Here is a 20665-nt window from a genome sequence, read left to right on the forward strand (position 1 = left end):
GACGGCTTCCCTCGTCCATTGCTCCGTGCCCCGTCCATGCCAGCGTCGCTAGCGCAATCGCGCCACAGACAGTGACAATCCAAAGACTCAGTGTTGGAAAGCGCTTGTTCAGGGAAACGCCAATAATTGCCGTCACCAACGCCCCTATTCGGACCATCCAGGTCAAACCGACGTCAGTCCCCATGAGAACCATTTGAAAAATATGGTGATGTAGCTCCATAAAGCCCGATACGCCACTCATTGCTTTCGCAAGCAACAGCATGGCTGCAAGGGACAGAGCTACACCTACAACAGATGTACCGTAAAGAAGCGACTCAAAATTCAAAACCGCTCCCGATACTCTTTCTTTACCCCTCAGGCTATAAAGACCGAAAATTGCCAGTCCAAATAAGAGCATAAGATCGAAATAAAGGGCAAAGCGAACAGCGATATTTATTGAGTCGCTCATGAATCATTTCACTTTGAAGGAAAAGTTACCGGTAATCGGGTGAGTGTCCGAGGAGACGGCACGCCATTCGACTTTATAAGTACCCGTGGTCAATGGCGATGCGGGCGTGATAACCATCGTCTTCGGATCACTGCCACCTGCAACGCCGGCTTTTACGCCCATAGGAGAGTTCGGCATGCCAGGCATATCGGTCATGATCAGTTTGGCACCAGAGAACTGAGTCGTTAGATTCTCAGAAAAGTGCAGTTCAATTTTAGAAGGAGCCGCCGCATCCGACCCTTCAGCGGGAGTAGAAGAAACCAGCTTTGGATGCGCCTGAGCAACTGCACTCAGAAGCAAACCCGCAGTCAGCGCAACAGCTACGGTGGTAGTTTTAAGGAATGACATGCAAGACTCCTCACAGCAAGAGCTGTTGGTTCTAGGTTTTTTAGGGAATATCTAGTTTTTACTTTTTGACGCTTGTTAAAGCCACTGGCGAATACCTAGCAGATTCCGTGTCCTAGGGCGGGCTGGACAGGAAGAAATCACAAGAACTCTAACGTCACAGTGCGAGTACACGATGCCACATGAACGCAAACTATTCGATTACATTTCAGTCAGCTTGAGGTGGGATTTTGGACACTGATAAGCGCGTATACAGGGCCGAATACGTGACTCCCTTTGCGACGCGCCAAGAGGTTTCCGTCATCCACGAACGTTCCCTTTGAGCTAACCACATGCTGCTATATATATATGAGCAACGGGCCTTACGCCTTTTTTTCATCCGCACAAGGGAGTTCAATATGAAAGGCTGTTTTTCCGCTTGATGACGTACACCAAATCTTGCCGTCATGCGCTTCTATGATTGATCGAGTGATCGACAAACCTAGCCCTGCATTGCTTGGGCTCCCTTCTCTGCGAGCCGGGTCCACGCGATAAAAACGATCGAACAACTTTTCAAGATGCTCAGGCGCGATTGGCTTTCCAGGGTTCTCCACGGAGACCGATATTGAAGTTCCTTTCTGCCGGATATCGACACTAATACACTCCCCTTCGGGGGTGTACCGGAGTGCATTTGAGAGCAGATTAGAGATGGCCCTGTCGAGCATAAGGACGTCACCTCGGACGCTCCCCCTCCCTGTGACTTTGAGGTCGATCCCTCGCTCATCAGCAAGCAAGCGGTAGTATTCGAGTAATTTCTCTACTACCGCTACCAGGTCTATCGGTTTGTTTTCATGTGTAATCAGACCGTTGTCTGATTTCGCCAGAAAAAGCATGTCATCAATCATCCGGCCCATACGTTTTAAATCATCAAGATTTGAGTACAGATTATCTTCGTAGTCCTCAATATTCCTTTTTCTAGATAAAACCACTTCAGTGTGAGTCATCAAATTACTGACCGGCGTTCGTAATTCGTGAGCAATGTCCGCAGAGAAGTTCGATAAACGAACAAACGCATCGTCCAATCTGGATAACATTGCGTTGAACGACAACACCATCTGCTGGAGCTCTTTAGGAACGGGACCTAACGGAATACGCTCTTTGAGTGATTTAGCTGACATTGAAGCCGCGACCTGAGTAACTAGGCGGATAGGCCGTAGGCCACTACTCGCGACCATCCAGCCCAGTGCAGCACTGACCAGCGCGCTGATCACCAGCCCTATCCAAAACCAGCGTTCAAGCGTCTCGAAGAAAGCCATATGTTGAGTAACATCAAAGATCAACATCACGGTCAATGGCTTGTCTTGCCCTGTCACAATGGCTTGTGCCGTCACTCCTCGAAATACCTGCTCCTCATCTCGCCACTCCCAGACATTGCTGTTTGTGATTGTTCGGTAGTCTTCCGGCACTACGATCGGACCAGGATCAGCAAACAGGAGCTTGCCGTCACCATCGATGATAAGTGCTGTCAAATCACGATGAGCACCAAGCAGCGCCTCCAGCTCGGGCTTAACATCACTGAACTGATCAATGCTATTCAACCCAGTCAAAATTCTTTGCGTCGAGTGAAGCTTTTCGTTCAGCGCCTGCTGATCCAGCATCTTGAAGTGATGCCGGCTAAGGTTGTTAAAACTGAGTCCGGCGACGGTGAGCACAGCTGTTACAGCAAGCATGAACATCAGGCTCATGCGGGTAGTCAGTGACATTCGCTTCATTCCGACCCCGAGTCCGGTGCGTCCAACATGTAACCCATCCCCCGAGAGGTGTGGATCAGCTTGACCTCAAAATCATCATCAATCTTCGCTCTGAGCCTCCTGACCGCGACCTCGATGACGTTGGTATCGCTGTCGAAGTTCATATCCCAAACTTGGGAAGCAATAAGTGACTTGGGGAGAACCTCGCCTCGACGACGGAGCAGCAATTCGAGTAACGCAAACTCTTTGGCTGTGAGATCTATACGTTTGCCTCCACGGACAACCCTGCGCTTGAGCAGGTCAACCTCAAGATCCGCCAATTTCATGTGGGTTTGGGAGGGGGCTGTGCTCCCTCTTCGCAGCAGCGTTCTGACGCGGGCCAGCAATTCAGAAAATGCGAAGGGTTTTATAAGGTAATCGTCTGCCCCCAGCTCAAGTCCTTTGACGCGATCCTCAACGCGGTCTCGCGCCGTGAGAAAAAGCACGGGGACATTTTTTCCGGATGCTCGCACCTTCTGAAGTACTTCCCATCCGTCCAGCCCAGGCATCATCACATCGAGAATCAGCAGGTCATACGCCTCGCTCAAAGCGTGCTGAAGCGCGTCTTGGCCATTGGTAAAGCGATCAACATTGAACCCCGCCTCAGTGAGTCCTTGCTGCAAATAGATACCTATTTTGGGTTCGTCTTCCGCAACCAGAAGTCTCATGGGGGTGGCTCTCAAATAATTGTGAGGCTGAGTCTGCAACGAAATGCTTCTGCCAACCAGCAACTGACAGAAAAGTAATATTGGCTTCAGGTAGTTGTCAGCGAGCGCTGTCTAGGGTTCAAACATGAGTACTTCTTGGTGCTCGACCGACTCTTCAGCATGAAACCTAAGGGAGCCGGAAAATAAATCCATAAGGAGCTGTCCTATGAATCGCCTAAAAGTCCTTTTCTTTGTGAGCTCGATACTCGTCTCGGCTTCTGCGTTGGCTGAAGGTGGCGCAGACCGGATCGCGGAGCGTATGGAGAGCCTGCGCGACAAAGCAGAAGCAACCTTGGTACAAGCTGAAAAAGCCCCTGAAGGACAGCGCCATGTACACATGGCCGAGCATATGAAAATGCTGGGCGAAATCATGAGCCAGCTCCATCAAGATCACCCAAACGCATCAATGTCACCTCAGCAGCACCTCGCCTGGATGGAAAAACACGATGCTATGGTTGATGACGTTTTGAGCCAAATGCAGCGCGAGCACAAACTGATGCTTTCTGAAAACCATCAGTGACCAACCAGGTCTCATTGGTTTTTTGAACCGGTCCTCTAAACACGGCGTCATTCGGGCGCCGCGTTTTCTTTTGAAAACTTACAGAAATGTAGTGTTCAGGTCAGTTAAGTGGCAGCTCCGCCCCTTTAGCATAGCCAGTGATTCGCTCTTAACCCACGAGGTCACCATGAAAAATAAGCTTATTACCCCAGTTATTGCGGCAATCACCCTACTCTTCGGTGCTACAGCGATGGCCAGCGCAGGTCATGGGAAAGAGGATATTGGCCAGCCTGGAGTCGCCTCTGAGGTTACTCGCACGGTTGATGTGGAGATGGGTGATATTTTCTTCAAAACTAAAAACATCGACGTAAAGCCCGGTGAAACAGTTCGCTTTGTACTTCACAACAAAGGGGCGCTGCTGCACGAGTTCAATATCGGTCAGGCCGCTGCTCATGCGGCGCACCAAAAAGAAATGGCGAGCATGTTCCAGAATGGAACGCTTACACCCATCGGTGCTGGGAAGATGACGGGCAACATGGGCCACAGCATGGGAGGGATGAAGATGGTCGGAATGGAACATAACGACCCGAACAGCGTGCTGGTCGAGCCAGGAGCAACCAAGGAGTTGATCTGGACCTTCAACAACAGCGCCGGACTTCAATTTGCCTGCAACGTGCCAGGTCATTACCAGTCGGGGATGGTCGGTCAATTTGACTTGAAGTAAGCCTGAGCTGACAGCTAAAACCGCGTCGACGCGAGAGTTGACTACGCTCTGAGGCAGAGATCAGAGCAACTCGCTCACACTGGGGTCTAGATCATGAATAACCATCAGCATCCGTTTGGAAGCACCACCCCTCCATTTTGGAGGCGCAAAACAGGCGTTGTACTGATCATGCTCATCGCGATCGGTGCCTTCTACGTGGTGCGGGAACATTTCAGCCACGTTTATCCGTATTTGCCCTATCTCATTCTGTTGATCTGTCCATTGATGCATTTTTTTGGGCATGGACATGGCGGACATGATCATGGCGATCAGGCAGCAACCAACAAGGACGAAAAATAGCTATGCCCACTACACCGAGCCATCACGATCACGGTCCCGCCCACGCTGCCTCGCCCCCTGACGGTGATCTACGTGACCCGGTGTGCGGTATGGCGGTTACGCCTCCAAGTAAATTTGGCGAGTCTTATCAGGGACAGATGTATCAATTTTGCAGCCAGAAATGCCAAGAGAAATTTCGGGCAGATCCAGACCACTACAGTGGTAATCATCCCAGCACTGAACCCAGCATCTCCGCTACAGAGCCTGTGCTACAAGTAGCCACTGAATTTACCTGTCCTATGCACCCGGAAATAAGACAGCCAGGGCCCGGCAATTGCCCTAAATGTGGCATGACATTAGAACCGGTCATGCCCGCGCTAGATGACGATGACAAAACCGAGCTCCGGGATTTCGCTCGCCGCTTTTGGTGGTCGCTGCCTTTAACCGTGATAGTGACCCTTCTAGCCATGGCGGGTCATTCATTACAATTCTTCCACGGCTCGGTTCAAAACTGGATCGAGTTCGCTCTGGCGACGCCGGTCACCTTATGGGCAGGTTGGCCCTTTTTTGTAAGGGCCATAGCATCTGTTAGAAATCGCAGTCCAAACATGTGGACTCTGATTGGGCTGGGGACTGCCGCAGCCTATCTTTACAGCGTCGCGGCAACCCTATTTCCCCAAAGTTTTCCCACCACCTTCATGCAAGATGGACGCATCGGCGTCTACTTCGAAGCCGCTGCGGTCATCATCTCGCTCACCTTGCTTGGGCAGATTCTTGAGCTCAAAGCACGTTCACAAACCTCCGCCGCCATTAAGTCCCTTCTAGGCCTGTCTCCCAAGACTGCACGCAAGATCAACGCCGATGGTCAGGAGGAAGACATTCCTCTTACCCATGTTCACTTGGGAGACCATTTGCGGGTCAGACCTGGTGAAAAGGTGCCAGTTGATGGCTCCGTACTCGAGGGAGAAAGTGCGGTGGATGAATCCATGCTCACTGGTGAACCTGTGCCGGTAATGAAAAGAGCAGGGGATAGTTTGATCGGCGCCACGCTTAATACTCATGGGAGCTTGGTGATGGAGGCGCAAAAGGTCGGCGCCGACACCATGCTGTCGCAGATAGTACAAATGGTCGCTCTAGCCCAACGCTCCAAAGCGCCAATGCAACGAATGGCCGACTCGATTGCCGGCTACTTTGTGATGGGGGTTATCGCGATTGCGTTGCTGACACTCTTAGGCTGGGGGCTATTCGGCCCAGAACCCAGCTGGGTCTTCGGCCTGATCAACGCTGTCGCCGTACTTATCATCGCTTGCCCCTGTGCACTGGGTCTCGCAACGCCCATGTCGATCATGGTTTCGACGGGTAAAGCCGCCAGTATGGGTGTGCTGTTCAGGGATGCCAGAGCCATCGAAAACCTTTGCAAGATCGACACACTGATTGTCGATAAAACTGGGACCCTGACAGAGGGACGGCCGGTATTTCACAGTGTGGAGGCCACACCAGATTTCAACCCACACGATGTTCTTCAACTGGCCGCTAGCCTTGATCAAGGCAGCGAACACCCTTTGGCTCATGCCATCGTCGATCACGCCCGAACTGAAAATGTTGCGCTCACCAAGCCTGAATCGTTTGAGTCCGGGTCAGGGATTGGAGTCAGTGGCCTCGTTGATGGTAAGAAAGTACAGCTGGGCAACACTGCACTGATGGAAGCTGCCGGCGTGAGCACTAAGGTCTTACAAGACCGTGCAGAGTTGTTGCGCCTTGAAGGCATCAGCATCATCTATCTAGCAGTTGACGGGGTCTTGGCAGGATTACTGGCGGTCTCAGACCCGATAAAACCGACCTCTAAAGAAGCAGTCACCAAGCTTAAGGCTGATAACGTAAAAATCATCATGGCCACCGGAGACGGGCTCACCACCGCACGTGCTGTCGCCAGGGAGATGGGTATTGAAGAGGTTCATGGTGAAGTGAAACCTCAGGACAAGGAGCGCCTGGTGGCGGACCTCCAGCAATCCGGTCGAAAGGTTGCCATGGCCGGCGACGGTATCAACGACGCACCGGCCTTGGCGCGAGCAGACGTGGGCATTGCCATGGGTACAGGGACTGACGTCGCGATGAATAGCGCGCAGCTCACGCTGGTAAAAGGCGACCTGATGGGGATTTTACGAGCACGGGCACTTTCGGTTGCAACGGTGAAAAACATGCGGCAAAACTTGGGGTTCGCCTTCCTTTACAACTCAATGGGTATCCCCCTCGCCGCAGGCCTGCTCTACCCACTGACGGGGCACCTTCTGTCGCCAATGATCGCTGCGTTAGCCATGAGCGTCAGTTCTGCATCTGTAGTTTTCAATGCTTTGAGACTGAGGAATACCCGAATAGATTGAGCGTAACCGATGCTCGCAGCCCGTTAATACATAACCCTTGACCTTGCCATTGTGTCAACGTTGATGCTGGTGTTGCGGTGAAAAGAGACCGCTCAGCACAAGAGGAATAACCATGTTCGTCTTAAACGTATCAGGCATTGGTTGCGGTAGCTGCGTCAGCAAAATCACCAAAGCAATTCAGTCACTGGACAGCAAGGCTACGGTTTCCGTGGATCGCGCGGCAGGTAAGGTAACCGTTGAAAGCAGCGAACCCCCAGAGCAGGTCCGTAAAACTGTGGAAGCACTCGGTTTCCCTTCCCAAATCAGCGCCTGAGGCGCTGATTCCCTCGCTGGGTGAGGTTTATTAGTCACCTCGTAGAGCTTTAAGTAGCCCCTTAAATGCTCCATTCAATCGAGTAAAAGCAGTTTCGAAATGAATCGAATTTTCCGTATATTTTGCCACCTCGACCTGTTGATCCACAGTATTTTGATCAATGGAAGGTTGGTTCGGCGTGCTGTAAAGCAAAGCGCCGCTGTGAATATCACTTGCTAATTCGTTTACGGCAATATGTTTTGGGTTTGTTGTTTTCAAAGAGAACGGAGTAGCAAAACCTCCTTTTGTCTGGCTAGCCAGGACAGCGGAAAAGTCCAAATCTCTGGCCTTAAAGTTAGGAGTGTCGACATTAGCGATATTATTGCTAAGCACCTCAGCTCGTTGGCTGCGAAAAAGTAATGCTCTTTCTGCGGAGCCAAGCGCTTTTTCAAAATTAATACTCACCGGTGGCCACCTTTAGTTACGCTAAGTTACGCTGCCATTTAGCATTCCCACCTATATCGAACACTCAAGTGCTTAACGTAGTGCATCCGAGTCGAGATACAATTCAAGTGCGAACGAAAAAACGTCAAACCTCCGCGAAAGTGACCGGAAGATTACACAACCGCACAGGTAAGTTTTAAAGAGTAAATGGCGGTTATGTGACGCTGGATGGCTTAGACCTTACGGACTATTCACTCTGTATCTCAAGAGAAATATCGCAACCTGACACAACTGTAATATTGGCCTAAGCTTCCTGTCAGGGGATGAGTCTTATAGTCCTATTGAGCCTCAAGCTCACCTCTTAGAGTCAACGATTGATGTGGATTCAGGGGGCATCAATACTCATCCGAGGAACCCCAAATGAATCCTATCAAAACCTTGTTCGTCATCGCTGCTCTGACCGTTTCTTCTTTGGCTATGGCTGAAGGCGGTGGTGACCGGACTTTCGCACGCATGGAAGTGGCCAGGAATAATTCGATGGAATCGTACCGAGTGGCTCAAACGCAAAATGCCCAACCTCCTGTCGCTGAAAGCAAAGCCAAGGCGATGGACCACAAGAATTGCTAAATAGCTGGGCCCTCCAAGCTGACAGAAATGTAATCACTGCGGTGGTTTAAATGTGGCAATTTCTGAACTCGCTTGCCGTAAGAGTTTGTCTTTTGTGACGGTGGGCAAAGCTGATCCGGGCAACTCATGATCGGTTGTTTCGCACGGCTTCCCTTTTGACTGATTGGAAATAAACGGCATGCATTCCAAAACCTCTAGACGGACATTCGTAAAAGGCTTGGCCGCTGGTGGCATTCTCGGCGGCTTTGGCCTTTGGCGCACTCCTGTATGGGCGGTGACAAGTCCTGGTCTGCCGAGCGTACTCACCGGCAATGAATTTGATCTGTTTATTGGTGAAACCCCGGTAAACATAACCGGCTCGCCGCGAACAGCCATGACTATCAATGGATCATTGCCAGGACCTTTGCTGCGTTGGCGCGAAGGAGAGACGGTCACTCTGCGTGTAAAAAACCGCCTGGACCAAGACACCTCAATTCATTGGCACGGGATCATCCTGCCGGCCAATATGGACGGTGTACCTGGCTTGAGTTTCCATGGCATTGCACCCGACGGCATGTACGAGTACAAGTTCAAGGTTCATCAGAATGGTACGTACTGGTACCACAGCCACTCGGGCTTACAGGAGCAGGCAGGGGTTTACGGACCAATCGTTATCGACTCGAAAGAGCCTGAACCTTTTCAATACAACCGCGACTATGTGGTGATGTTGACTGACTGGACCGATGAAGATCCTAGTCGTGTCATGGCCAAGCTTAAGAAACAGTCGGGCTACTACAACCACCATAAACGCACTGTTGGTGATTTCATCGACGATGTCAGTAAGCAAGGTTGGTCAGCAACAGTAGCTGACAGGAAGATGTGGGCTGAAATGAACATGAGCCCAACCGACCTTGGAGACGTCAGCGCAGATACTTACACCTATCTCATGAATGGCCAGGCGCCCAACGGTAACTGGACCGGTATTTTCAAGCCGGGTGAGAAGCTACGCCTACGCTTTATCAACGGCTCGGCGATGAGCTATTTCGACGTCCGCATTCCTGGTTTGAAAATGACCGTTGTGGCCGCCGACGGCCAACACGTGAACCCAGTGAGCGTTGACGAATTCCGCATCGCCGTAGCTGAAACGTATGACGTGATCGTAGAGCCTGCCAGTGAAGAGGCTTACACCATCTTCGCCCAGTCTATGGATCGGACGGGTTATGCACGCGGAACCCTCGCACTTCGTGAAGGGCTAGTTGCTCAGGTACCTGCTATAGATCCACGTCCAATCGTCACTATGGATGACATGGGGATGGGCGGTATGGCTGGTATGGACCATGGCAGCATGGCCGGTATGGGCGGCGCCGAGAAGAAGTCAGGTGAAATGTCGGGCATGGCTGGCATGGACCACAGCAAGATGACCGGTATGGACCAAAGCGACATGACCGGGATGACCGGCATGGACAGCGGTGACATGACTAACATGGCGGGTATGGATCACAGCAAGATGGCGGGCATGGACAAAGGCGACATGTCCAGCATGGCCGGGATGGACCACAGCAAGATGGCTGGAATGGGTAGTGGTGATATGTCAGGGATGGCTGGCATGGGCGGTATGGGTGGAGAAATGCAGACACACCCTGCCTCCGAAACCAACAACCCCCTGGTTGACATGCAAGCCATGAATCCAACGCCAAAACTAAACGATCCTGGAATAGGCTTGCGGAATAATGGTCGTCGAGTGCTCACTTACTCCGACTTGAAAAGCACTTTCCAAGACCCTGACGGCCGCGAGCCAAATCGTACCATCGAGCTTCATTTGACCGGTCACATGGAGAAGTTTTCGTGGTCGTTTAACGGCATAAAATTCTCTGACGCCGAGCCGCTTCGCCTGAAGTACGGTGAGCGTCTGCGCATCACCTTGGTGAACGACACCATGATGACCCACCCCATCCACCTTCACGGCATGTGGAGTGACCTCGAGGATGAGAACGGCAAGTTCATGGTGCGCAAGCACACGATCGATATGCCGCCAGGTACCAAACGCAGCTATCGAGTTACCGCTGATGCCTTAGGCCGTTGGGCCTATCACTGCCACCTGCTTTTCCATATGGAAATGGGCATGTTCCGTGAAGTACGGGTTGATGAGTAAAGGAGACGATCTGTGAGCACATACCTTAATCGTAATTCCCTGGTGGGTTGCCTCTTTGCCGTTGGCCTGCTGGGTGGACTCCCGCCCATGGTGCTGGCACAAGAAAATGGCAGCGATCATTCAACCAATGTTCCTGCTACAGCAACGGACAAGCCAGCAATGACGGCGAACGATTCGAAGCTAGATCACGGGGCAATGGACAATAGCAAGATGAGCCATGAGTCGATGGATCATGACCAAAAAACCAAAAAGGCAGATTGAGATCATGACCAGTAAATTTTTACGCCCAACGTTGATGGCACTTGCAGTCTCTACCAGTCCTGCATTTTTCTTCATGGCCCAAGCTGCTGAGGAGATGGATCCGTCGATGGCGATGCCATCAAGTGCGAACGCGAAGCCTTCAACTGCGCAGAAATCCAAACCAGCCAAAGCAAAAGATGGCGCAATGGATCACTCCAAGATGGACCACGGCTCAATGGGAACTATGGACCATAACAAGATGGGGGCCATGGATCACAGCAAGATGAGCATGGACGACGGGCAAATGGACGGTATGGAAAGCATGGCTGGAGGGGCTACGACCACAAGCCGAACCCCTGTCCCCGTACTTACCGACGCTGACCGTGCAGCCGCCTTTCCAGATGTGGCAGGTCATGGTGTACACGACAAAAAAATCAACTCGTTCATCCTTCTGGATAAGTTTGAGTACCAAGACGCTGACAACGGGAGTGCGTTGGCCTGGGATGCCAAAGGGTGGATCGGCGGTGACGTTGATCGCCTGTGGCTGCGTTCGGAAGGTGAACGTACCAATGGCGTGACGGAAAACGCCGAACTCCAAGCACTCTGGGGGCACGCCATCGGTCCATGGTGGGATGTCGTCACGGGCGTTCGGCAAGACTTCAAACCCGGGTCGCCTCAAACATGGGGAGCGCTCGGTATTCAGGGCATGGCCCTCTATAACTTTGAAGCTGAAGCGACTGCCTATATCGGTGAAAACGGTCAAACCGCTGCTCGATTTGAAGGCGATTACGACATCCTGCTGACAAATCGCCTGATCTTACAGCCGACAGTCGAAGTAAACATGTATGGAAAAAATGATCCCCAGCGCGGCATAGGATCTGGATTGGCCAACACCGAAGTAGGGTTCCGGTTGCGTTACGAGATTGTTCGCCAATTTGCCCCTTATGTCGGGGTTACCTGGAATCGCTCCTACGGCAAGACCGCCGACCTGGCCAGCGATGAAGGGGAAAAGACCAACGAGGCTCGATTTGTAGCCGGTATTCGGATGTGGTTCTGAGTGGTTTGAGCAAAAGCCCTACGATTTTTGAATAACAGGGGGGCGGCTCCCCGACTCAAATATAATACCTTCAACCAAACCTTTGCAGCGGCATTCATCTCGCCGCCGCCAAGGGAAAAGGAAATATCCATGACAGGTAGCTTCCGACTCTCAAGTCGATTTCTGCGTATCGCAACGTTCGCCGCACTGTTCATCGGTTCAACCGCTCAAGCAGCACAGGCGTTGGCCATCGATGTTCACCGAGATGCTAACTGCGGATGCTGTAAGAAGTGGATTCAGCATCTTGAGGCCAATGGCTTCACCGTCATAGATCATGTAGAGACCAACATGAGTGCTGTCAAACAAGATCTGGGGGTCGCTCCACGACTCTCGTCTTGCCACACTGCGATGATCAACGGAAAGTTTGTTGAAGGTCACGTGCCTGCCGAGCAAATAATTGCGATGAGCAAACGTGACGACCTTCTCGGAATCGCCGCCCCTGGTATGCCAGCAGGTTCTCCAGGAATGGAAGTCGACGGAGTGCATGAGGCTTACCAGATCATCGGCCGGAACAAAGCTGGCACAGATCAGGTCATTGCTGAATACCCCGAAAACTAACCCCCCCGATCCATCCCGTTACAGCATGGTCACCGTTCATGGCCATGCAGTGGGACTTGCTCTGTCGACATTATTCTCAAACAATTCGCCAAGGACGATCAGCAACAGTTGTACAGGCGCACTTAAACCACATCGGATAACCCCGCACCGCTGTCCTCAATAACAATTTTAGATGAGTTCAAGTAATTGGTGATGACGCCGTGACACGCACTGCGCAGCAGATTGCTGACCGCGATAGTGATCGGTTTGGAAATGGCGTTGCCCCTCAGCTTGCCCTCCCAAACCAGGACATCTGTCTCGGCTGAAAAAGTTGAAAATGTAAATGACGGTGGTTTAAGAGTTCTTTTTTTGCAGGCTTTTCAGGCGCAGGGTCGCCCGTTGTACAGAGGCCATTTTTTCTGGACGCTTCATTCGTTTCCATTTTTTGATGTCTTCCTTGGTGCGACCGCAGCTGACGCACAGTTCGCTGTTCAGCTGGCAAACAGAGATACAGGGATTTTCGATGTCCTTGGCCATTGTTCAATTTCTCGTCGAACTCTACGTGCTACGGGTTCATTGCGAAGCAAGCACGGCGAGCTGATCGGGTGAATCAGCGACCAACTTCGTGCGGTACTCAACTGTCAAATGAGTGATCTCATGAACCGTTGCAAGCCGTTCTCGTATGTTTTCCGCATTCACTGCTGGGCTGCCCAGAACACTCACAATCGCAGCGCGGGCTTGCGGCCCCACCTGCCAGACATGAAGATCAATGATCGAAGCATCTCCCGGTTGCTCAACCAGTTCACGAATCTCTTCAGCGACATGATCATCTGTCTGATCGAGCAATACACCCGCAGTCACCCGCATCAACGACCAAGCCCAGCGCGCAATGACAACTGCACCCACAATCCCCATTGCAGGATCGAGCCATACCCAGCCAAGGTATCGACCAGCAAGCAGTGCTGCGATGGCCAGAACCGAAGTCAGTGCATCTGCAATGACGTGAACGTAAGCAGAGCGCAAATTATTGTCGTGACCATGCGCATGGTGAGATTCATCGTGGCCGTGGTCATGCCCATGGTGATGATCATGACCACCAGACAGCAAAAGCGCGCTCACCACATTCACTGCTAATCCTACAATTGCGATAAAAGTCGCTGTTCCGAATTGCACTTGAGTCGGTTGAAAGAGACGAAATAGCGACTCTCCGGCAATTCCCAAGGAGACCAGTCCCAAAATCAGAGCAGAGGCGAAGCCACCCAGGTCTCCCACCTTGCCAGTTCCAAAACTGTAGCGCGCACTTGAGGCATGTCTTTTTGCGTAACCGTAAGCAGCTGCGGCTATGCCAAGTGCTCCGGCGTGCGTTGCCATGTGAAAACCATCTGCCAGCAATGCCATTGAGCCAGTGAGATAACCGGCAGTGATTTCAGCAACCATCATTACGACGGTCAGAGCCACTACCCACAAGGTTCGCTTTGCGTTTTCTTCATGTGATTTCCCAAGGAACATATGGTCGTGGGAAAAGTCGATGTACGCATTACTCATTTGGGTAAATCCTATTTGGAATAGCGGCGAATGGCTTCGAGAAGCTCATCGACGCCTTTCGCTCTTTCTTCGTTGCTGAGTGTGGGATTCGCGACGTGTTCACGAGCGTGATCTTCGATGATTTCATCCATCAGCCCATTAATAGCGCCACGGGTCGAAGCGACCAAAAGCAAGGTTTTGGAGCAGTCATCATCAGAGTCGAGTGCTCGCTCAATCGCCTGGATCTGCCCAGCGATGCGCTTCACGCGTTTAAGAAGATTGTCTTTGCTTGATCTCAAATGACCCATACCATACCCCCCCTGCCTATATTGAGTGCATCATCACATGCTCCAACGAACCATACAAGCGTGCCGTGGAAGCCTTCCGACCGGCAGCGTTGCTGCAATAAAATCTGCAATCGAAACAATATCGTTTTGCTGGGCAAAACCAATAAAGTCGAGGAGCAGATACGCCCCTCAGTCACGCTTAGATGGCGGGTGTCTGTAGGATTATCTGAATGCCCTAGCCTTGGATCGCGCAGAACCCCGTACAACTCAGGGATAGGCTATGAGGCCTCTCAAGCAAGACGTCATCTTCCGCAAAAGCGACTCAGTACAGTAGTTGGCCCCATAGTGCGAACACTGGAACGACGGCTAAGACAAATAAACTGTAACGACAGTCCACAAAAAAAGGCGCCACTAGGGCGCCTAAGCCGTCTCCAAAACCAAAGGAGAAACAAAGAGACGGGGTGTATCTGGTAATCGGACACCTGATGCCGAGGGCTAGCGCCCGTTAAAGGAGTTGCAGTGGATATTCGACAATCAGTCGGACCTCGTCCAAATCAGATTCGAAATCGGTGGCTCGTGTCGTTGCCTGGCGAACACGCAAAGACATATCCTTCAGAGAACCTGACTGGATGACGTACTTAGCCTCAATGTCTCGCTCCCAACGCTTTTGGTCCTGTAATGGGGCACCATCCGCTCCGCGACGCATGTACACGCTGTTCGCGTTGGAATAGTCCGCGTCCCAACCCTTCGCGTAACGAGTCATGAAGCTAAGACCGGGGATGCCGAAAGCCTGCATATCTAGATCATAGCGTAGCTGCAAAGATTGCTCTTTCGGGGAGTTGAAGTCGCTGTACTGAATAGAGTTATCCAAGAAAATCGAATCTGATTGACGTAGGTAGTCAAAGTCGTCGTTGCCATTGTTACGCTGATACCCGACGGTCACCGTATGAGCTCCGAGTTTGACCCCGGTCTTGCCGCTCCAGATGTTGTTATCGAAGCTCCCCAGAAGTTTTTTTCCCTCATCAACGGCTCGGTAATAATTAAAGCCACCGATCAGCGATACGCTGTCTGAGAGTGGATAGCTCAATGTGGTGCCCGCGTAATACTGGTTCCAAACATCCTTGAATTGGCTGGTGTAAAGACTTACACCTACGTGCTCATTGACGGTGTAATCGCCCCCTAGATAAGCAATCCACGGAGCATCAACCGCCCCGGCGTAGAAAGTCGAAAAGCCATCACGCATGCCACTGGAGTTGGGTTGGCTCATCGCATGCAGCCGACCACCCTGAAGGGTCAGGTCTTTGATGCTGGTGTTGGTAAACGTTGCACCACGGAAACTTTCCGGGAGGAGTCGGGAATCCCCATACGCCACGACAGGAGTCGACGGAAAGACATCCCCTACCTTGACGACTGTATCCAGGAAACGGACCTTTGCGGCGCCGCCTACTTTTGAATAGGAGTCTTCAGGTTGGCCTTTACTGTTGTGCGGCAAGACATCGACTGAACTTCGAGCTCCCGAGCGACCATCGCCTGAGTCAAGCTTGAGGCCTTCCATTGCAAACGCATCGATGCCGAACCCGACGGCGCCTTGTGTAAAACCAGACTCAAAACGACCGATAATGCCATGAGCCCACTCTGCTGAGTAGCCATTGCCCGTAGGACTTGACTGGCCTTTTCGATAATCTCGATTGAAATAAAGATTTCGATTGAGAATACTAAAGGTGCTCCCCTCAATGAACCCTTCAGGCTTTTGTTCAACGCCCACTGCAACTTGCCCCATGCTCATGCCAAGGGCAATGAGAGAAAGACTGTAAAAGCTTTTATTGTTCATTTAACACTCCAGGCTTTAGCTTGGCAGAGTTTCTTTGTGAAATATTTTTATCATTATAAAAGCCACCGGCACGTGAGGGTTTCCTCTACGCGCCGGCAGACATAATTTCATACAATAGATAACTCCAGCGTGACCTGAAAATTACTTCTATGTCAGCGAACAGTAAGCATGCCTAAAAATATATCGAGTAGTCTGGTGCAGACATCGCTTATCTCTACTAGCTTCCGTGCGGGCAGTTTGTGCCCATGACCATGTACTCCAAGGTGTTGATCTTGCCCGCCGAATCTTCATAAGTCATGCGCGAAGGGGCTACGCCGCAGGTTTTATTGGCCTGAGTGGTACTGATTACCTTCTGGACATCAAGGTTCATTCCATATTCATAATGAACAACTTCAGGTATCGCCTTTCCGTTTTCTAAGGCGTACTGCTCCATTGCCTGTTGGTTCTCTTGCATCATCCGACCATACACACGGTCACCGCCTCCTTCAGCCATGGCTAATGAAGATAAGGTCAAAATCGAAGCGGCGCAAAACGCTTTCATTGCTGTCATTGCTTTCATGATTTTCTCCTAAAGCTCAATTTTCTGAGTTAAAGAGTAACAAGTGAAAGCTTTCAGAAAGCTGCCGCGAAGGTTACTAATGTGAAAGGTGGACCCTACTCCGCGTTTACGCTTTCAAGCCAGATGGCATTTTTGTTATCACCAAAGGTTGGCAGAAGCTAACGGAACACAGATGCCCTCAAAAGCTTATTGAAACCGGTGGTCCCTCCCAATCCCTTGATACGCCGGTAGATCTGAGCAAGGCCTCTGCGTCGACCCCTGTTCTGGCCAGGCTTTCCAGATCCCACTCGAAGAAACTGGAAAAAACCAGGAAAACCTTGCTTGATACCGCTGAGGTCAATCTTACCGTCGAGTAATTCACGGGGAGCTTCATCCTGATGAGTTCAGAGACAGTCCACACCAAAGTTCTTAGACGGAAATGCCATACTGACTCCTGATGAATCTTGATCTGTTGATAAGTAAGGGGGAACCTCTGCTTGCGTAGATCCAGCTCATGAGGTAACGAACCTGGGAGTAGCGATTGCAAATTCCGAATGTTCACTCTCTTCGGATCTTTCGTAACTTTATACAGCTCATCTACGCCCGCTTCGATAAGGGCTGCATAGGCGCCGTCTCTTGAGTCGACGGACTTTTCGACCGTAACTGTAGGTTTTTTAGGTGCATGGAGTTTTGCCATTAACCATGCGTTATCATTTTCTAGAATCCATTGCGTAGGTTTGTACGCCTTCTTCCAGAGGTACTCGACATCGGCGTCGGTACGCAGCGCTAAAAGCAACTCAATTTTTTGGCGATATCTAGTTTTTTGGTTAGGAAGCGATTGTTCGCCTTTGGGAACTCGCGTAGAAACAGAGGCACTCAGCAGGATAGACTCATTCTTCAGAGCCTCTTCAAAGTTATCTGCACTGGAAAACAAATGAAGAGCAATGATCAAATGCCGCGCGAGCGGCATATTTAGCTGACCTTTATCTGATTTGAGCCGGATCCATTGCTCATGCTTTCCGTTGTTGTAGGCTGGATCAATCTGCGCCAAAAGTTCATCGCCGTAAGCGCTTTGGATGCTGTCGAATAGTTTCGCAATGCCCGCATTTTTTCCGAAAATGAATCCGCGCTTCTTGCATTGGCGGACGTAGCACGAACTCAATACCGTGCTGCCTATCGGAGGAATATTGCGTTGCAAGATATCGTGTGCGAACAGAGCGACTTTCTGTTCCATCTTTGAACCCTTGTGTATTGCTGCGCTGTTTAACGGGCTCCAGCCGCATGCGCATGGCTCAGTCAGATTGGGAAGCAGTTTCAATTTACGGTAGAACGGGCGAGAGCACTCGGGGCAGGCATGGATCAATGCGTCGCCATGACGCCAACAGACGGCAACACCGGGTATCTGGTGAGATCGATGCCAGTAGGCAGAACCCCGCTCAATCAAATCTTCCTGAACGCAGGTAGGACAAAGCTTAGCCTTGCCATGGGTGGACTCTTCTCTGCGGGGCACCCGTACCACCCCGTCATAACCCAGCGGTCCTTCGTTGTTCTCCGGCCCCTGCTTAACCCCAAGAAACGGCCGGTAAGCAGGAAAAGTAGTATTGCTACTGATCAGCTCTGCGAGATTGCTCTCCGATTGCCCCGGCAGCCTGTGCGCGAGCCTCTCGATCTGCTTGGGTACGATGCCACCAATGCAAAAGGGTTTCGATGCGAACAAATCGCGGTAGGTTTCTGCCGCGGTTCTATTGCCTGACAGATAGTGATAGCGGGTGACACGAGAGTGCAGCATTTCATCCGGCATCGACACGGGAAAAAATAATAGATCAGACATCATTTACCAATTAAAGGTAGGGGTCGAAGAGAACGTGCATCCGGGGGCAGTATATATGCAACCCGTAAAATTCTGTATCCGGTCTGGATTTGGAAATTACACAGCCGCTCAACTTTGAATCGTAGTAAATTCATCTAAACCCCGCCGCGCCCGTACTGCTTGAAATACAGAACACGTATCGATAACCCGTGTAGGTCAGCCAATGGCGATTGCAAAACTATTTCGGGTGATCGCGGGTTAATACGTTTTAGATGATGATTGTGATCATCCAGCGTATGCCGGCGCTATTCTGGTGGGTGTAAATTTTCATTAACAGAAAAACAATGTGTTCACGGTGAATTGATTTAGAACTTTTTTTAGATAGAGGGAATGCCCGGCTGGATTACAGCGGGGGCCGAATGCTCGCGACCCTGTAGAGCGAAGAACGTGATATAGGCTTGCCCTCCGAGAACAATTGGCGTCTAGCCCATCGCAGACGCCTATCGTGAAAGCCTTCGATTGGTTCACATACTTTTTCGAGCATTGCTGCACAGAGAGGAAGCTTGCAGAGCTGCTTTTCGAAGCGAGAAAGAACATGAAGCTCCCGACCAATCCTGGTACGCGAAATGCGGACAGGCTTACCCGCGAGAGCATAAAGCGTATCGGCACACTGACGGACTTCGCCGGCCAGTCTCGCATCGAGGGCAGCGAACATTTCGGTGCTATTTAGACGAGGCGTACGATGTGGGCTTGGGTTTGCAGTTGACTCCGAAAGCCACTGTATATCGTGACGATACAGCCATGCATACCCCCTGCATGCATGTGCTTTGTAACATCGATAATCAGCCTCGAAAGCCGCGCGTCTTGCGCATAGCTCAATGTGAAATCGTGCCTCCCTCCAAGCATCTTGCCCACCGGGTACATTTCGGATGTGACGATAGACATACGCTGATGAAACGCCTAGAACGGCAGCGATCTTTTTGGCATCAGCTCCTTCAAGAGCATGTTTCCACACAGCGGCTGACGAACAGTCCAGGCCTTTACTAGGCATCACCGGAGAAAGGCGCGCGAGAAGCCGAATGTGAGCTTTCGGATCACATGCCACCGCCTGTTTCACTGGGCATTGACCATGCAGCAAGCTCACCATTTCAATGCCCAGAGCACCGGCCAATAAAATGTATTTGAGCGGATGGTGGGAGGTTATAGGCGTGCGAAGCAGCTTCGTGACCCATGAGGCGGGTGTACCTGCACGAACATCTCCGAGTATAGAAAATTCCCATTCACGCGGGAGTGCGGCAAAAAAATCGGCCATGTGCTGCGCCAGCATGTGCAGGTGCAAGCGATGGTTATCAGAGGCAAGGTTGAGCTGCGTCGCCCTTTGTAAAAGCGTGTAGCGCACCGCCTCCGCCGACAAAGCATTGACTTCAGACTCTATGACCTGAAGCGAACGCAACGCTATTTCGTGAAGCGGCGGCATACACCGCAACGGGGTGTCGAGAAGTACCGTGTGTGCTTGCACATTCTCATCACTCGGCAGATTAAGTTGTCGAGAGCTGCGGCTGGACCAGCGAGGATCAAGAATCCTGAGTGACGTGCCGTGATGCGGACATACCAGCACGCCTGGAAGCATGTGTACCCTGTGCCAGTAAGCAACTCCCCGTTGAGCCTGATCTTGGGCGATACATTCTGGGCATAACCGCACTCGGGAGGCGAATCCAATACGGCTCGCGTTGACGCCCAGCTTTAACATCAAACCTTTCCCATCAGCGGTCATCAGCGTCCGAGCGTGTTCAACCTGGCTCATCCTCAAAAACGGCGCATAGTAGGGTAATAATGTGTGGCGCATGAGGACCTCGGCTACCGATAGCTCGGTACCGCTGGGTAGTGCATCGACAAAATCCCCTAAGTGACTCGGGAATGCCACATTTTGCGAAAATGCTGCCGCCGATTTCAGTCCGGCAAATGCTGCTTGGCAATTACGAACACCACAAAGACGGGCATAGCGAGAAATCACGCTGTGCAGCGTCTCGTCGGGAAACGCAGCAGGGAAGAAATGGAGTTTAAGGTGCACTTCACCA

General features: G+C 51.4%; 21 protein-coding genes and 1 pseudogene. 10 read left to right on the forward strand and 12 right to left on the reverse strand.

Annotated elements, in window-relative coordinates; translation table 11 throughout:
* The 4 genes and pseudogenes from TU80_RS16160 to TU80_RS16175 form a co-directional block, all read right to left on the reverse strand.
* Positions 1–448, reverse strand: a pseudogene (locus tag TU80_RS16160) (copper homeostasis membrane protein CopD); the annotation flags it as partial.
* Positions 449–451: 3 nt separating this feature from the next.
* Positions 452–835, reverse strand: coding sequence for a copper homeostasis periplasmic binding protein CopC (gene copC, locus TU80_RS16165; protein ID WP_010565111.1), 384 nt, complete (start codon positions 833–835; stop codon positions 452–454).
* Positions 836–1194: 359 nt separating this feature from the next.
* Complete coding sequence (gene copS / locus TU80_RS16170) at positions 1195–2583, reverse strand: copper resistance membrane spanning protein CopS (protein WP_010565110.1); 1389 nt, start codon at positions 2581–2583, stop codon at positions 1195–1197.
* On the reverse strand, positions 2580–3269 hold the full coding sequence (locus TU80_RS16175; protein ID WP_010565109.1) for a heavy metal response regulator transcription factor: 690 nt from the start codon (positions 3267–3269) through the stop codon (positions 2580–2582). The genes copS and TU80_RS16175 overlap by 4 nt, the downstream gene beginning before the upstream one ends.
* A gap of 205 nt (positions 3270–3474) precedes the next feature.
* Here TU80_RS16175 and TU80_RS16180 point away from each other — a divergent pair, with 205 nt between their 5' ends.
* From TU80_RS16180 to TU80_RS31650, 5 genes are all read left to right on the forward strand, one after another.
* The gene (locus tag TU80_RS16180; RefSeq protein WP_010565108.1) at positions 3475–3828 is read left to right on the forward strand and encodes a co-regulatory protein PtrA N-terminal domain-containing protein; all 354 of its coding nucleotides are present in this window, start codon (positions 3475–3477) and stop codon (positions 3826–3828) included.
* Between the two features lie 166 nt (positions 3829–3994).
* On the forward strand, positions 3995–4531 hold the full coding sequence (locus TU80_RS16185; RefSeq protein WP_010565107.1) for a cupredoxin domain-containing protein: 537 nt from the start codon (positions 3995–3997) through the stop codon (positions 4529–4531).
* 93 nt (positions 4532–4624) lie between these two features.
* Complete coding sequence (locus TU80_RS16190; RefSeq protein ID WP_026140267.1) at positions 4625–4870, forward strand: DUF2933 domain-containing protein; 246 nt, start codon at positions 4625–4627, stop codon at positions 4868–4870.
* 2 nt (positions 4871–4872) lie between these two features.
* Positions 4873–7230, forward strand: a complete 2358-nt coding sequence (locus TU80_RS16195; RefSeq protein WP_080943238.1) for a heavy metal translocating P-type ATPase — start codon at positions 4873–4875, stop codon at positions 7228–7230.
* Positions 7231–7342: 112 nt separating this feature from the next.
* Complete coding sequence (locus TU80_RS31650; RefSeq protein WP_010565104.1) at positions 7343–7543, forward strand: heavy-metal-associated domain-containing protein; 201 nt, start codon at positions 7343–7345, stop codon at positions 7541–7543.
* A 30-nt stretch (positions 7544–7573) separates the two neighbouring features.
* Here TU80_RS31650 and flgB read toward each other — a convergent pair whose 3' ends face one another.
* The gene (flgB, locus tag TU80_RS31655) at positions 7574–7987 is read right to left on the reverse strand and encodes a flagellar basal body rod protein FlgB (RefSeq protein WP_010565103.1); all 414 of its coding nucleotides are present in this window, start codon (positions 7985–7987) and stop codon (positions 7574–7576) included.
* 399 nt (positions 7988–8386) lie between these two features.
* Between flgB and TU80_RS16200 the strand changes: the two genes are divergently transcribed.
* The 5 genes from TU80_RS16200 (at position 8387) to TU80_RS16215 (ending at position 12618) form a co-directional block, all read left to right on the forward strand.
* On the forward strand, positions 8387–8593 hold the full coding sequence (locus TU80_RS16200) for a co-regulatory protein PtrA N-terminal domain-containing protein (RefSeq protein ID WP_010565102.1): 207 nt from the start codon (positions 8387–8389) through the stop codon (positions 8591–8593).
* 178 nt (positions 8594–8771) lie between these two features.
* Entirely contained in the window at positions 8772–10724 is a 1953-nt protein-coding gene (locus TU80_RS16205; RefSeq protein WP_016963499.1) for a copper resistance system multicopper oxidase, read from the forward strand.
* A gap of 12 nt (positions 10725–10736) precedes the next feature.
* Entirely contained in the window at positions 10737–10985 is a 249-nt protein-coding gene (locus TU80_RS32705; protein WP_130926104.1) for a hypothetical protein, read from the forward strand.
* Positions 10957–12021, forward strand: coding sequence for a copper resistance protein B (locus tag TU80_RS16210; protein WP_017848904.1), 1065 nt, complete (start codon positions 10957–10959; stop codon positions 12019–12021). Before TU80_RS32705 ends, TU80_RS16210 begins: the two co-directional genes overlap by 29 nt.
* A gap of 129 nt (positions 12022–12150) precedes the next feature.
* Positions 12151–12618: a DUF411 domain-containing protein gene (locus TU80_RS16215; RefSeq protein WP_010565099.1), complete on the forward strand. Its 468-nt coding sequence runs from the start codon at positions 12151–12153 to the stop codon at positions 12616–12618.
* Between the two features lie 333 nt (positions 12619–12951).
* Here the strand turns inward: TU80_RS16215 and TU80_RS16220 are convergent, their stop codons facing one another.
* The 7 genes from TU80_RS16220 to TU80_RS31670 form a co-directional block, all read right to left on the reverse strand.
* Complete coding sequence (locus TU80_RS16220) at positions 12952–13134, reverse strand: DUF1289 domain-containing protein (RefSeq protein WP_010565098.1); 183 nt, start codon at positions 13132–13134, stop codon at positions 12952–12954.
* A gap of 36 nt (positions 13135–13170) precedes the next feature.
* Entirely contained in the window at positions 13171–14142 is a 972-nt protein-coding gene (gene dmeF, locus TU80_RS31660) for a CDF family Co(II)/Ni(II) efflux transporter DmeF (RefSeq protein WP_010565097.1), read from the reverse strand.
* Between the two features lie 11 nt (positions 14143–14153).
* Positions 14154–14429 (reverse strand): metal/formaldehyde-sensitive transcriptional repressor, encoded by a 276-nt coding sequence (locus TU80_RS16230; protein ID WP_010565096.1) that lies wholly within the window; start codon positions 14427–14429, stop codon positions 14154–14156.
* A gap of 484 nt (positions 14430–14913) precedes the next feature.
* On the reverse strand, positions 14914–16239 hold the full coding sequence (locus TU80_RS16235) for an OprD family porin (protein WP_057004917.1): 1326 nt from the start codon (positions 16237–16239) through the stop codon (positions 14914–14916).
* 217 nt (positions 16240–16456) lie between these two features.
* On the reverse strand, positions 16457–16789 hold the full coding sequence (locus TU80_RS16240) for a DUF2790 domain-containing protein (protein WP_034101776.1): 333 nt from the start codon (positions 16787–16789) through the stop codon (positions 16457–16459).
* Between the two features lie 187 nt (positions 16790–16976).
* On the reverse strand, positions 16977–18608 hold the full coding sequence (locus TU80_RS31665) for a TnsD family Tn7-like transposition protein (protein ID WP_232591053.1): 1632 nt from the start codon (positions 18606–18608) through the stop codon (positions 16977–16979).
* Positions 18609–18990: 382 nt separating this feature from the next.
* On the reverse strand, positions 18991–20658 hold the full coding sequence (locus TU80_RS31670) for a TnsD family Tn7-like transposition protein (protein WP_082136168.1): 1668 nt from the start codon (positions 20656–20658) through the stop codon (positions 18991–18993).
* Between the last annotated feature and the right edge of the window lie 7 nt (positions 20659–20665).

This window comes from Pseudomonas veronii, assembly GCF_001439695.1.
GTDB classification, from domain to species: domain Bacteria; phylum Pseudomonadota; class Gammaproteobacteria; order Pseudomonadales; family Pseudomonadaceae; genus Aquipseudomonas; species Aquipseudomonas veronii.

What these genes read in the sequence shown, in the direction of transcription:
- TU80_RS31665 (WP_232591053.1), bottom strand. Translation starts at nt 18,608, where the DNA reads ATGTCTGATCTATTATTTTTTCCCGTGTCGATGCCGGATGAAATGCTG.
- TU80_RS16205 (WP_016963499.1), top strand. Translation starts at nt 8,772, where the DNA reads ATGCATTCCAAAACCTCTAGACGGACATTCGTAAAAGGCTTGGCCGCT.
- TU80_RS16235 (WP_057004917.1), bottom strand. Translation starts at nt 16,239, where the DNA reads ATGAACAATAAAAGCTTTTACAGTCTTTCTCTCATTGCCCTTGGCATG.
- TU80_RS16210 (WP_017848904.1), top strand. Translation starts at nt 10,957, where the DNA reads ATGACCAAAAAACCAAAAAGGCAGATTGAGATCATGACCAGTAAATTT.
- copC (WP_010565111.1), bottom strand. Translation starts at nt 835, where the DNA reads ATGTCATTCCTTAAAACTACCACCGTAGCTGTTGCGCTGACTGCGGGT.
- TU80_RS31650 (WP_010565104.1), top strand. Translation starts at nt 7,343, where the DNA reads ATGTTCGTCTTAAACGTATCAGGCATTGGTTGCGGTAGCTGCGTCAGC.
- TU80_RS16175 (WP_010565109.1), bottom strand. Translation starts at nt 3,269, where the DNA reads ATGAGACTTCTGGTTGCGGAAGACGAACCCAAAATAGGTATCTATTTG.
- TU80_RS16200 (WP_010565102.1), top strand. Translation starts at nt 8,387, where the DNA reads ATGAATCCTATCAAAACCTTGTTCGTCATCGCTGCTCTGACCGTTTCT.
- TU80_RS16190 (WP_026140267.1), top strand. Translation starts at nt 4,625, where the DNA reads ATGAATAACCATCAGCATCCGTTTGGAAGCACCACCCCTCCATTTTGG.
- copS (WP_010565110.1), bottom strand. Translation starts at nt 2,583, where the DNA reads ATGAAGCGAATGTCACTGACTACCCGCATGAGCCTGATGTTCATGCTT.
- TU80_RS16240 (WP_034101776.1), bottom strand. Translation starts at nt 16,789, where the DNA reads ATGACAGCAATGAAAGCGTTTTGCGCCGCTTCGATTTTGACCTTATCT.
- TU80_RS16180 (WP_010565108.1), top strand. Translation starts at nt 3,475, where the DNA reads ATGAATCGCCTAAAAGTCCTTTTCTTTGTGAGCTCGATACTCGTCTCG.
- TU80_RS16230 (WP_010565096.1), bottom strand. Translation starts at nt 14,429, where the DNA reads ATGGGTCATTTGAGATCAAGCAAAGACAATCTTCTTAAACGCGTGAAG.
- TU80_RS16195 (WP_080943238.1), top strand. Translation starts at nt 4,873, where the DNA reads ATGCCCACTACACCGAGCCATCACGATCACGGTCCCGCCCACGCTGCC.
- dmeF (WP_010565097.1), bottom strand. Translation starts at nt 14,142, where the DNA reads ATGAGTAATGCGTACATCGACTTTTCCCACGACCATATGTTCCTTGGG.
- TU80_RS16220 (WP_010565098.1), bottom strand. Translation starts at nt 13,134, where the DNA reads ATGGCCAAGGACATCGAAAATCCCTGTATCTCTGTTTGCCAGCTGAAC.
- TU80_RS16215 (WP_010565099.1), top strand. Translation starts at nt 12,151, where the DNA reads ATGACAGGTAGCTTCCGACTCTCAAGTCGATTTCTGCGTATCGCAACG.
- TU80_RS16185 (WP_010565107.1), top strand. Translation starts at nt 3,995, where the DNA reads ATGAAAAATAAGCTTATTACCCCAGTTATTGCGGCAATCACCCTACTC.